This window comes from Aminicella lysinilytica (assembly GCF_004362975.1).
Lineage (GTDB): Bacteria > Bacillota > Clostridia > Peptostreptococcales > Anaerovoracaceae > Aminicella > Aminicella lysinilytica.
The window spans coordinates 49121-62080 of sequence record NZ_SNXO01000010.1 but is presented as its reverse complement, the minus strand read 5'-3'; the positions used below and the strand labels follow the sequence as shown (position 1 = coordinate 62080).

The following is a 12960-nucleotide window of genomic DNA, read 5'->3' as shown; positions in this document are numbered from 1 at the left end:
ATTCCAGAAGAATGTAAACAAACACTGTAAGCTATAACAGGGCAGTTGCGAACTGCTCTGTTTTTTTACCTATGTGCCTATGTTTTGATGCTTACTATGAAACGGCGTTTTGGGTGAAACCATGTCTGGCGCTCGCGGGCCCGCGCCGGCCCACGCCAAGCCGGCGGCCGAGATTGGGACCGGACCGCGCCGTCCCACGCTAAGCCGGCGGCCGACACTGCCCAGGGCCCTATTTACATTATCTGTTTAAATTGCTAAAATCAAGTGCCAATAATTGTTAGATATGATATAATTATTCTGAAGTTATTCGTCTCTTTCAGTGCGAGGAGGTCCTTATGAGAAAGTTGGATTTTAGCGGATGGCAGCAGGCAGCAAGGCCAGCCGGCACCAGCATCGGCACCGGCATGCAGCATGCAGCAAGGCCAGTCGGCATACAGCAGGCAGCAAGGCCAGCCGGCGCCAGCATCGGCATCGGCAGGATGCTGGCAGCAGCCCTGATCGTCATCCTTTGTGCGTGCGTGATCATCTCCATGAGCGCTACAAGCGTATATGCCATGCCGGCTTACAACGGCGACATACACTTAAGCCAGCCCGACGGGACCACATTCACGGCTCGCATGAGCGGCGATGAGTACTTCCACTACTATGTCAACGACGACGGAACCGTCATACAGAAAGACCAGGACAGCAAAACCTGGAAGCAGGTTTTTGTTAAAGGCGGCAAACTGTACATGGGCGTCAGAGCCGAGACCGGCAAAACCGCAGGCAAGAAAGCCGCGGCCGCCAAGGCAAGTTCTTTGTGCAAGGCAAGCAGCCTGAGCAGCAGCACCTATAAAGCCAGGTACTACGCTTTGGGCGGGCTGAAATACAGCGGCAAGACAGCACCGGCTCGGAAAGTCGTTTCTTTGAGCTCAATCCGGAAGAGCAATTCACTTACTTCCATGAAAAAGCTTACGGCCCAGTCCGTTGACGCCGACACGGCAATTCCACTGCTGGCCATCGTCATTGGCTTTTCCGACGTGGCGTACAATAATGACTACGACTGGAACGATAAGATATTTAACGGCAGCAACAGCGTAGCCGACTACTATAGCGACGTATCACAAGGGCAGTTTACCTTTGCGCCGGCCAGAGAGACATCTTTGACAGGAGCCGATGGGAACAACAACCAGAATGACACAGTCAACGACGGCGTCGTTCACGTGACATTGAACAGGAGCCACGGCAACTGGCAGGGAAACTTCGATGATGAGAGCGTCATGGCGGACCTGAATTCGGCCCTAAGCGATGCGGTCAAGGCTTCGGAATCATATGTGGATTACGGAGTCTACGATACTGACGGCGATGGCGAAATATCAGCCCAGGAACTCAGCGTGCTTTTCATTGTGGCAGGACAGGAATCGTCCTCAGGCTACACTGATCAGGCCGCTATCTGGGCCCACCAGTACGACCTGGACCCATACATTTCAGTTGACGGCGTCAGCGTCGGCCACTACATCGCCATGGGGGAGACTATGGCCGGAAAGAATTCCGCGGGAACAGTTGTCAGACTCCAGAACGGTACCAACGTCGTATGCCATGAACTTGGACACATATTGGGATTGCCTGATCTCTACGATCCATATTACGGCGAAAGCAACGTGAAGGAATGGAAGAATTATTCCGTTAGCGGAATGTCACTTATGGCTTATGGTAGCTGGGGCAATGACGGCGATCCCTTCGAGAACACCAGTAAGGATTTCTATCCAACATACCTGGACCCTTACTGCAGGATCCTTCTCGGCTATATAACGCCGACCAGAATCTACAACAGCGGCACTTACAGTGTAAACAGCGAGAAGAGCGGTCACGGCTATAACGCACTGCTCATCCAGTCGAAAGATAAGAATCAGATATTCCTCATAGAGAATCGCCAGTTCCAGGGCTTTGACAGGGGACTTGCCGGGCTTTACGGGAACGATTACTCCAAGGGACTTTTCGGCGTAGTTGTCTGGCATGTTGACAAGGCTACAGTCACCGAGCGCGGCATAACCGATGCGTCCGGCGGCAGCGCGTCTAACACCATCAACTCCATCGACCACAGCCCGGGCATAATGGAAGCATATTATGAAGAAGAACCGGCGGCAGACGCAGCAGTCGATGCGGAAACTACCGGCGTCAACACGCCTCTGATAGATTATCCGGCCATGAATTCCGCAGTTGTCAACAAGTATCCGAACTTCAAGTTCAACACCCAGCTTTACAAGGGCGACCTGATCAAAAACCGTGTCGACAGCGGTATCAGCGTCACGGCTGATGTGGAGGGTGCTGACTGCATGAAGGTCACCGTGAAGATGCCTCTGCAGGTCAAGGCGCCGACTAAGGTAAAAGCTGTCGCAAAGGGCAGCCGGGCCATCCGCGTCTCTTGGAACAAAGGTATCAACGGCAAGGTTTTCAAGGTTTACCGGGCAACGTCCAAGAATGGCAAATATACGAGAATCAAGACTACCAAGATTACTTCATATACCAACAGTTCCCTGAAAGCGGGAAAGAGATACTATTACAAAATTCGCTCATATAACGGTACTACAGCCAGTGAAAGCTACACGGCAATAGTATCCGCTAAGGCTAATAAATAGAAGTAAGCAGGAGGAAAGACAAATGAGACGCACTTTGTTGATAGTTGACGATGTGGAGTCTAACAGGAAAATGCTTAAGGTGATCCTGGACAGTGACTATGATATTCTGGAAGCTGCCAATGGAGCAGAGGCACTGGATGTTATGAGGAAACACGGGTTAGGATATCCGCTGTACTTCTTGACCTTATAATGCCTGTAATGGATGGATTTCAGGCCCTGGAGCAAATGAAGGCTGATGAGAAGCTGAAGCACATACCCGTTGTGGTGGCTACGGCCAAGAATGAGGATGCGTCTGAAGTCAAGGCCTTTATGATGGGGGCAGGCGACTATGTTTCCAAGCCGTATAAACCTCTGATCATCAGGCAGAGAGTCAGGAATATAATAAATCTTCATGAGTCCGCGATTACTGTAGACGAACTGCAGATAGACGTACTTACGGGGCTTTACAACCGCTATGCTTTCCTGCAGAAGGCAGAGAAAATGATAGTGGAAAAGGAGCCGGGCTATTATATTATGGCTTGCCTGGATATCAACAATTTCAAAATGATAAATGATCAGTATGGAACGGTCAAGGGTGACGAAGTCCTGCGGTTCGTTGCAGGAATAGCCAAGCCGGCATTTATGCAGATGGAAGGAATATCCGGTCGTATGATGGCGGATAATTTCTCTGCTCTCTATCCTGCCAAATATGCCCAGTCAGAAGAACTACGTAAATGCGAGGAAAGCGTGGCTGCCTTTGACGGATCTATCAGGCCCTTGTCATTCAGCATAGGAAGATATGTTGTAGACGATCTTTCACTGTCTGTGAGCACCATGTACGACAGGGCTGTTACGGCCTGCAGTACTGTTAAGGGCAGATTCAATACGAATGTGGCCTATTTCAACGATTCAATGAAAGATGCAGAGATGGCTGAGCAGCAGATAGTAAGCGAAATGGGAACTGCCCTGGAGGAGGGACAGTTCGAACCCTGGTTCCAGCCTCAGTATAACCATAACACGGGAGCCCTTATAGGCGCCGAAGCCTTGGTACGGTGGAGGCATCCTGAGAGGGGAATACTGTCGCCGGGGACCTTCGTTCACATATTTGAGAGAAATGGATTCATATACGAACTGGACAAGTACATCTGGGAACAGGTATGCGCGGATATGCGCAGGTGGATGGATCAAGGAGGAGAAGTCCTGCCTGTGTCCGTCAACATATCCAGATATGATGTGTACAAGGAAGACCTTATTCCGACTATTTCCGACCTTGTCAGCAAGTATGGTATTTCTGTCGACCTGTTGCGGCTTGAAATCACGGAATCCGCCTTCGCTATTGACGATAAGAAGATAATCGACATCGTTCAGGAACTTGTTGATATGGGCTTCACCGTAGAAATCGATGATTTCGGCAGCGGCTATTCATCTCTTAATACCCTTAAGGATGTACCTGCTCAGATAATCAAGCTGGATATGGGATTTTTGGATTCAGAGGGAGATACATCGAGGGGCGGAGATATTATAGAATCCATGGTGCGCATGTCCAAATGGCTGGATATGACTATAATCGCCGAGGGAGTGGAAACTGTCCGCCAGGCGGATTTCCTCAAGTCTATAGGATGCTTTTATGTGCAGGGCTATCTCTATGCCAAACCTATGGCTAAGGAAGATTTCGAAGAACTGCTAAGGGATAGCAGCAAGCAGCAGAAAATCATGGCTGTCGAGACAGTGGAGAATCTGGATAATAATGAGTTCTGGGATCCTGAGTCTATGGATATATTGATTTTCAACAGTTACATCGGTGGCGCCTGCGTATATGAATACCATAACGACCGCATAGAACTCCTGCGCGCCAACGACAAATATATGGAAGTAATAGGCAGCACGGGAATGACGCTGGACGATGCTCTTAAGCTGGACTGGATGAAACACCTGGATCAAAAGAGCCGCAGGACTATATTGTCATTTTTGCGCGACAACATGAAAACAGGCGTGGAGAAGACCCTGGAGTGTATTTTCGTGGGTCTGCCCGGCTGCGACGAGAAGGTCTACCTGCGAGTGACAATGCGCGTCATAGCCACGGCCGAGGCCCGTTGCCTGGTCTACTGCATCAATCAGAACATAACGGAACAAAAAATATCCGAGCTTAAGCGCTCGGAGACTATAGAGCAGTTGAGATTTTTGGACGGCGTGGCCCACCAACTTCTCGGCCAGGCTGATGCCGATGCAGGCGTCCGCGCCATACTGAGCAAAATGCTGGCGTTCTTCCACGGCGACAGGTCATACGTGCTGGAGTTCGACAGGCGTCAAGACACTGTCAGCAGTACCTACGAGGTTTGCGCTCATGGAGTCGCAGGGAACAAAAATATCGTCAGGGATCTGCCCCTGCCGACGGCGGATTTTTTGCTGCAGGCCCTTGCTGACAAAGACTATGTCAGCATCGAAGATGTAAGCGTGCTGGTTGTCGGCGCCAGGGAAAAAGAGGTTTTTCAGGCTTTGTCCATAAAGTCCCTGGTAGCCATACCACTGAAAAAGGACGGACAGATCATAGGCATAGTTGGTCTGAACAACCCCGCACAAAAGGCGGACCTTATAGGCGGCCTGTCGGCCCTTGGCGATTACGTGACCGTGCTGATCACCCGCCGCGAGCTTAACCGTGTCATAGCAAGCGATAATGAGGAGAAGAATGCCATTATGGACAGCGTGCCGGGAGGGCTGGTGCGCATGAAGGTGCAGGATGACGATTCAATTGAGCCATCCTATCGCAGCGAGGGGTTCATGAATCTGGTGGGCATGAAGCCGGGCGTTAAACAGGAGTTTTCATATAAGGAAGATGTAATGGAAGGCGTTCATCCTGATGATAAGGAGTATGTGGGAAACATTGCCGCCGCACTCTTGCGGGGGGAACATATACGTGATGCCAGATATCGCCTGCGCCATTGCGATGGCGGCTATGTGTGGGTCATGATAAATGGAAATATGCGCAAGACAATTACGGGGGAAAGATATCTGAATATCTTCTTCACCAGTGCTGTGGCGCCTGCATACCAAGGGAATACTGCTGAGGAGCATGTCAACGATATGTCTTCGGAAGTGGATCTCATAGATACAATTATGACAGATGTAAGAGAACAGCAGTCGACGATAGAGCATCTGCGCTTAAGCGAAGCCGGCTACAAGCTGGCTATGCAGAACGCCGGGAATAAGGTCTGCCATTTTATGGTAGATGAAAGGGTGCTGATAGTGCCGCCAAATCTGGCTGTTGACTGTGGCTTGCCGGAGAGGGTGGAGAATATGCCCGATGGCATGATAGAGGCTGGGGTAGTACCTGATGACAGTATTCCGAAAGTAAGAGAATTCTATGAGAATATTGTTGGCGGTGCCAAAAATGGCGACCAGGTATTTCAGTTGCGTTTGCCTGTCGGGTACCGTTGGATCAAAGCAGGGTTCTCTACGATTTTCTCTACAGGCCGCCCTGTGTTTGCTATAGTATCCCACGAGGATATTACGGGGCAGATGGAGAAGGAAATGATTTACAGCCGATGGCGTCAGTCATTGGAAAACAGGGTCCCTGAATCATATACATTGTTGCGCTGCAATATAAGTAAATCAGTCACTAAGGATATTCAGGAAGGCAATTTGCTTAATATGGATTTCGATGAAAACCTGCGGAACTTTAACGGCAGAATGAAAAAATATGCTGCTGAGCATGTCTGTGAAGAGGACAGGCCGGCTTATGAGGCTATTGCTAATTCTGCGGCGCTGCTGGGTGATTATTACAGGGGCATCGGCCAGAAAACTCTGGATTACCGCGAGTGTCTCCCTGATGGCGGTACTCGCTGGCTGAGGCTGACTGTGGAGTTGATGAAGTATCCTAGCACTGCCGACGTGGAAGCTTATCTGACTTTCGAGGACATAGACAAAATCAAGCGCGAGGATATGGATATCAGGCTGCGTGCTGAGACTGACGCCCTTACAGGATTGCTGAACAGGGTAGTGTTCGCTGAGAAGATGAATAGCACTATTACCGCGGCGGATCAGGCCTGCCAGCCAATATCGTCAGGTGCCGCCGGTACGACGCGGGACATCAACGCGTTACTGGTCATAGATATCGATAATTTCAAAGGCCTGAATGACAGCTACGGCCATATAACCGGCGATAAGGTCCTGGTAGATGTGGCAAAAAGTCTTCAGGATGTTTTCCGTGTGGATGATCTGGTTGGCAGACTGGGTGGAGATGAATTCATCGTATTCCTCTGCAATATGCCGGACAAATCTGCCATCGCAGCTAAGGCGGAGCAGTTCTTCGCGGAGCTGTCCAAGCCGTGTAACTATAGCGAGACTTTATCTAAGACCAAAGGCATTTCACTGTCGGCCAGCGATTCGGAACCGACAGCAGCCAAAGGCATTTCACTGTCGGCCAGCATCGGTATAGCCACTGCGCCGGCTGACGGCAATAGCTTCGAAGCCCTGTATCCGAAAGCGGATATGGCTCTGTACACAGCCAAGCGCAACGGAAAAGGCTGCATCGCATTTTACGCAGATGTTATCTGCCAGTGAAATGGCCTGATTCCTGCGAGCAGGCCGACGGCTGGAGCGGCAGCCTGACGAGCTACTCTTTGTGCGATCTTGATGGCGTTTGCAGAATGACCTCGGCCAAAGGAAAATCTATTACCATAGTTTCCGTGAATCCGTCAAGGGCCATGGAATCGATTTCAGGATTGCTTCTGGCCAGTTCAAGGCAGGCTTCGAAGGTCATGGACTCTAAAATAAATTCATCGCGGTAGTCCTCCGGCATCTGTTCTTCCTGTGAGAAGATTGCCAGGTACTTGGTGCCGTCATCGTCTTCGAGCATGTCCGGCTTCTTGCTGATGGGAATCAGTGGAACGATAAGCTTGGAATCACGGATGCAGCTGTAGATCCAGTCAAGTTGTTCCTTGGTTTTCTTTTCCATGAACCTGTGCTTCAGGTATACCAGTGTGCTGCCGTCCTGGAGCATTTGCTCTGTATAGCCTTCCTCGTTCATAGGCTTCATATTATCTGTCATGATTTTATCCTCCTTTATATAGGTGAATTTATTCTAACAAGGATTGGGGAGAAATGCAATCGATATTATGGCTTGGAAGAGGTTGCGCACGTATTGATCAAATATCAGAGATGATAGTGCGTATTTTATTTTATTGTAAACCAAATTCGCACTTATTGACTGAATCAAACAGACCGAGGTGCGCGCTGATGGGGCAGGCACACATAAATGGGATTTAATGGTAGCGAATTAGGCCTTAAGAACACTGTTTTTGTTCTGAAATAGTATATAAGTACGCAGATAAAATGTTGAAATTTCAATATGCGCACTTTCATGGTCGCCAAAACCTCAAATAAGTGCGTATTATTTTTTTCAAATCCTAAAATCGCACCTCGGGTCTAGAAACAGGGCCAATACGTGCGACCCCCGCACGTATTGCCTAAAAATCAGTTAAAGAGGTGCGCGGCATTGGGTCAGAACTTGGGGCTAGAAATATCTGTAAGACGGAATAGTGGGCAACTGCCAAAATAATTGAAGTGCCCGACAGTTCTGTATTTGCAACGGGTACGAACCTGTGATATAATACAAAACAATGAAATAAAAACGTGAGAAGGTGGCGACATGGCCAGCAGTGCCGGAAAGCCCAAGTGGCGCCGCGTCCAGCACCAGGCACCGTACTGCGTGCCGCCCAGCCACCGGATCTTCACGGAAAGGAATAAGATGGTCACTAAAGATATTCAACTGAGAGAACTTTTCAGAAACACAGAAAAATACGCCGGTAAGGAAGTCGTCGTGAGAGGATGGGTCAGGCAGAACAGGAATTCCAACAAGTTTGGCTTCATCAATCTAAATGACGGAACATTTTTCCAGCCGGTACAGATAGTTTACGAGGCAGACAAACTCGACAACTTCGAAGAAGTAGCCAAGGCGCCTTTGTCGTCGGCATTGCTCATCAAGGGCACGATGCTAATGACGCCAGACGCCAAGCAGCCCTTTGAGATCCACGCCGAGGAAGTAACCATGGAGGCAGACTCCGCCGCAGACTACCCTTTGCAGAACAAAAGACATTCAATGGAGTTTTTGCGCGAGATCGCACACCTGAGGCCGAGGAGCAACACCTTTGCGGCAGTTTTCCGCGTGAGATCACTGGTAGCCTACGCCATACATAAATTCTTCCAGGAGAGGGATTTTGTTTACGTGCACACCCCGATAATCACGGGCAGCGACGCCGAGGGCGCCGGCGAAATGTTCCAGGTGACAACTTTGGACATGAAAAACCCGCCTCTTACGGAGGATGGCAAGATAGATTATTCCCAGGACTTTTTTGGCAAGGAGACCAACCTGACCGTAAGCGGACAGCTGGAAGCGGAGATATTCGCCCTGGCCTTCAGAAACGTCTACACCTTCGGACCGACCTTCAGAGCGGAGAATTCCAACACGGCAAGACACGCCTCTGAGTTCTGGATGATCGAGCCGGAAATCGCCTTCGCCGACCTGGACAACGATATGCAGGTAGCCGAAGACATGGTCAAATACATCATCAACTATGTTTTGGAAAACGCTCCTGAAGAGATGGAGTTCTTCAATAAATTCGTAGACAAGGGCTTGCTGGACAGGCTTCACCATGTGGTAAATTCGGATTTCGACAGAGTGCCGTACACTAAGGCCGTGGAGATCCTGCAGAAGGCCGACAAGGAATTCCAGTACCCTGTAGAGTGGGGCATCGACCTGCAGACCGAGCATGAGAGATACCTGACCGAGGAAGTCTTCAAGAAGCCGATATTCGTGACGGATTATCCTAAGGACATCAAGGCCTTCTACATGAGGCTCAACGATGACGGCAAGACCGTGGCGGCATGCGATATGCTGGTTCCGGACGTTGGCGAGATCATCGGCGGCAGTCAGAGAGAAGAGCGCATGGATGTTCTACAGGCCCGCATGAAGGAAATGGGCCTCAACGAAAAGGATTACTGGTGGTATTTGGAGCTGCGTAAATACGGCGGCGTCAAGCACGCAGGCTACGGCCTTGGCTTCGAGCGCATGATAATGTATGTAACGGGCATGAGCAACATCCGCGATGTGCTGCCGTTCCCGAGGACGCCGAAAACATCGGAGTTTTAGGCGAACAAAACGTACTGGATTTAATAAAATATTGAACCGCAATCGGCGCTTCGGAATTACTTCTGTCGCGCCGGTTTTTTTCTGCGTGGGTCTATTGATTCTGGCGTACTAAAGTGGTATTTTAGCAATATAACGGGGAGGTTAGCGATGTTCTACACTCTAATGCCATTTGTATGCATGGGAACAGGCCTGATCATAGGATTTCAGAATCTGCCGGCCGTGGCCTACAAGGTCGTGGATAAAATCACCACGATCGCTCTTATATTGCTTATGTTCGTCATTGGCGGAAATGTAGGCACTAATAAAGAAGTCATATCGGAAATAGGCGTTGTGGGCTTGAACTGCATAATCACCATACTCTGCGCTATTGCAGGGAGCATAGTTGTCTGTGCAATTGTGGAAAAATTGTTCGTACCCTTATCTAAATATCAGGAAATGTTGAAGGACGACGATGAAGCGGAGGAAATGGTCGAGGGAGCTGAAGGAGATGCAGGATCAGGCAAGTCCGGCTACAAGGTTGATCCGATCCTCATAGTCATTATAGTCAGCGTCATCGTTGGCGTCGTGGCCTGCTACTTCATGGCAAAGGCCGGCGCATCATGGCTGCCGCCTTTCCTGGACAAAGCCCTGGCCATATCGCTCATAGTCCTCTACACCAGCGTAGGCATAGGCATGGGTCAGCAGAAGACCGTATTCCGCTATATGAAAAAAGTTGGCTTCCGCGTGCTGCTTTTTGTGCTGGCTATATTCATAGGAAGCATGGCAGGGGGTGCTTTGTCGGCCCTCGTGACGGGCATGCCAATGAAGTATGCAGTCATTTCCACCAGCGGCGTTGGCTACTACAGCCTGACCGGGGCTACCATGTTGTCAGCCTACGGCGCCGAAGCCGGCGTTTACGGCTTCATGGTCAACGTATTCCGCGACATTTTCACAGTCATGCTTTTGCCACTGTACGCCAGATTGAACAAAAGCGCGGCCTTCGCATCGGCGGCAGCCGGTTGCATGGACACCATGCTGGTGCCGGTGACGAGAGTCATGGGCAGGGAGATCGGGCTCATCGCCCTGATAATAGGCATAGTGCTGACCTTCGGCGTGCCTGTGATACTGCCGATATTGTGCAGCATATTCTGATAAAAAATTTGTATTTTCAAACTATTCAAAAAGTCGTTGTACACAGGCGGCTTTTTTGTTATACTTATGTTGTTGGCGCGGAGAGCGTCAGACGTATTATTAAGTAGGAGGTCTCATATATGAAGGGCTATACAAGCGAAACTATTAGAAACGTTGCGTTGCTGGGACACGGCGGCTGCGGAAAGACCACTTTCCTGGAGGCTGCACTTCTGACAACAGGAGTTATCAAGAAACTTGGTAAAGTCGAAGATGGTAATACTGTTTCCGATTATGATAAGATGGAAATTGAAAAAGGTTATTCAATTAATACTTCTATCGTTCCAATCGAATGGAAGGATAGCAAGATCAATTTTATAGATACACCGGGATATTTTGATTTTATCGGCGAAGTAAATGCAGCACTGAGAGCTGCCGAGGCTGCCGTTATTATGGTAGACGCCGGTTCGGGTATTCAGGTAGGAACAGAGGCTGCTTGGAAGGCTTGTGAAAGATACAAGACACCGCGCTTCATAGTTATAAATAAGAGAGATAAGGACGAGTTCGATTTCTATAAGACTTTCGAGGAGCTGAAGGCTAAGTTCGGATCGACCCTGGTTCCACTGAGCTGGCCTCTGTCTGCAGAGATCGACGAGGATCTTAAGGAAGCCATCGCTTCTGCAGATGACGAGCTTATGGAGAAGTATTTCAATGGTGACGAGTTCACTGATGAAGAGATCAAGAAGGGCATGGTCAAGGGCATTTCAGAGGGCAATATCGTTCCTGTATGTTCATCGGCATTCCAGATCGGTGAAGGTGTTGAAGGCCTTCTGGACCTGTTGCTGACTTATGTACCTACTCCGTTGCAGCACGGACCGTATCAGGGATTCAACGACTCCAATGAGCCTGTTGAAAGACTCTGCGTAACAGACGCGCCTATGTCGGCGTTCGTATTCAAGACTATAGTCGACCCGTTCGTTGGAAAGATTTCTCTGATGAAGGTCGTTACAGGCAAGATGAATTCCGGCACAGAAGTATATAATGAGAGAGCCGGCAAGTCCGAGAAACTGGGCAAGCTGTTCTTCATGAGGGGCAAAGAGCAGACTGAGCTGAATTACGCCGAAGCCGGCGATATCGTAGCAGTTGCCAAACTCCAGTACACAACATCAGGCGATACACTTTGTGATAAGAGTGACATAATCAGATACCTGCCGCTGGACTTCCCTGCACCGAACTATTTCATAGCTATCGAGGCTAAGGATAAGAACGATGAGGAGAAGATCGGAACAGGTCTTAACAGACTGAGAGAAGAGGATCCTTCCTTCATGATCGAGAGAAATTCTGAGACTCATCAGACTCTCCTCGGCGGGCAGGGAGACATCCAGTTGAATATAATCCTGGCTAAGCTGAAGGACAGGTTCGGCGTTGAAGTCAACATCGTGCCTCAGAAAATAGCTTACAGAGAGACCATCAAGGGTAGCTCTGATGTTCAGGGCAAGCATAAGAAGCAGTCAGGCGGAGCCGGCCAGTACGGTGACGTTCATATCAGATTCTCGCCTTCACAGCAGGACGGTCTGGAATTCTCCGAAGAACTATTCGGCGGATCCATTCCAAGAAACTACGTGCCTGCCGTTGAGAAGGGACTTCAGGAATGTATGTCCAAGGGACCTCTTGCAGGCTGCAAGGTAGTTAATGTCAAGGCTGTTCTCTACGACGGTTCTTATCATGAAGTAGATTCCAACGAGGTATCCTTCAAGATGGCTGCCGCGCTGGCATTCAAGAAGGGCATCGTTGAAGCCAAACCTTGTTTGCTGGAGCCTATCATGCACATGGAAATCTTCGTACCGGACGATAACATGGGCGACGTAATGGGCGACATGAACAAGCGCCGCGGTAAGATCCTGGGCATGGAGCCTCAGGCCAACGGCGAGCAGAAACTGCTGGCAGAAGCACCTCAGGCTGAGCTTTTCGATTATTCTCTGGGACTGCGTTCAATGACACAGGGCCGCGGAACTTTCGAAATGACTTTCGACAGATATCAGGAGGTGCCTAAGCAGATGGCTGAGAAAATCATCGCTGAGCATCAGGCCGCACAGGACAAATAATCAG

7 protein-coding genes are annotated in these 12960 nt (G+C 49.7%); 6 read left to right on the top strand and 1 reads right to left on the bottom strand.

Annotation, left to right across the window (positions count from 1 at the left end):
- The first annotated feature begins 335 nt into the window (after window positions 1-335).
- From EV211_RS04035 to EV211_RS04025, 3 genes are read left to right on the top strand one after another with little or no spacing between them, the layout of a single operon-like run.
- The gene (locus tag EV211_RS04035) at window positions 336-2618 is read left to right on the top strand and encodes a M6 family metalloprotease domain-containing protein (RefSeq protein WP_133528152.1); all 2283 of its coding nucleotides are present in this window, start codon (window positions 336-338) and stop codon (window positions 2616-2618) included.
- Window positions 2619-2640: 22 nt separating this feature from the next.
- A complete protein-coding gene (locus EV211_RS04030) occupies window positions 2641-2808 on the top strand; it encodes a response regulator (protein WP_133528151.1) in 168 nt (55 codons plus the stop codon).
- An 8-nt stretch (window positions 2809-2816) separates the two neighbouring features.
- Window positions 2817-7157, top strand: a complete 4341-nt coding sequence (locus EV211_RS04025; protein WP_166635365.1) for an EAL domain-containing protein — start codon at window positions 2817-2819, stop codon at window positions 7155-7157.
- A gap of 52 nt (window positions 7158-7209) precedes the next feature.
- On the opposite strand, the gene EV211_RS04020 is transcribed toward EV211_RS04025, so the two are convergent.
- On the bottom strand, window positions 7210-7644 hold the full coding sequence (locus tag EV211_RS04020) for an SseB family protein (protein ID WP_133528149.1): 435 nt from the start codon (window positions 7642-7644) through the stop codon (window positions 7210-7212).
- 699 nt (window positions 7645-8343) lie between these two features.
- Between EV211_RS04020 and asnS the strand changes: the two genes are divergently transcribed.
- The 3 genes from asnS to EV211_RS04005 all read left to right on the top strand — a co-directional run bounded on the left by asnS (window position 8344) and on the right by EV211_RS04005 (window position 12956).
- A complete protein-coding gene (gene asnS, locus EV211_RS04015) occupies window positions 8344-9744 on the top strand; it encodes an asparagine--tRNA ligase (RefSeq protein ID WP_133528148.1) in 1401 nt (466 codons plus the stop codon).
- A 147-nt stretch (window positions 9745-9891) separates the two neighbouring features.
- Window positions 9892-10875, top strand: coding sequence for a lysine exporter LysO family protein (locus tag EV211_RS04010; RefSeq protein WP_133528147.1), 984 nt, complete (start codon window positions 9892-9894; stop codon window positions 10873-10875).
- A 119-nt stretch (window positions 10876-10994) separates the two neighbouring features.
- A complete protein-coding gene (locus tag EV211_RS04005) occupies window positions 10995-12956 on the top strand; it encodes an elongation factor G (protein ID WP_133528146.1) in 1962 nt (653 codons plus the stop codon).
- The last annotated feature ends 4 nt before the right edge of the window (window positions 12957-12960 follow it).

Coding starts and splice junctions, on each gene's coding strand:
- asnS (WP_133528148.1), top strand. CDS start 8,344: ATGGTCACTAAAGATATTCAACTGAGAGAACTTTTCAGAAACACAGAA.
- EV211_RS04010 (WP_133528147.1), top strand. CDS start 9,892: ATGTTCTACACTCTAATGCCATTTGTATGCATGGGAACAGGCCTGATC.
- EV211_RS04020 (WP_133528149.1), bottom strand. CDS start 7,644: ATGACAGATAATATGAAGCCTATGAACGAGGAAGGCTATACAGAGCAA.
- EV211_RS04035 (WP_133528152.1), top strand. CDS start 336: ATGAGAAAGTTGGATTTTAGCGGATGGCAGCAGGCAGCAAGGCCAGCC.
- EV211_RS04030 (WP_133528151.1), top strand. CDS start 2,641: ATGAGACGCACTTTGTTGATAGTTGACGATGTGGAGTCTAACAGGAAA.
- EV211_RS04005 (WP_133528146.1), top strand. CDS start 10,995: ATGAAGGGCTATACAAGCGAAACTATTAGAAACGTTGCGTTGCTGGGA.
- EV211_RS04025 (WP_166635365.1), top strand. CDS start 2,817: ATGGATGGATTTCAGGCCCTGGAGCAAATGAAGGCTGATGAGAAGCTG.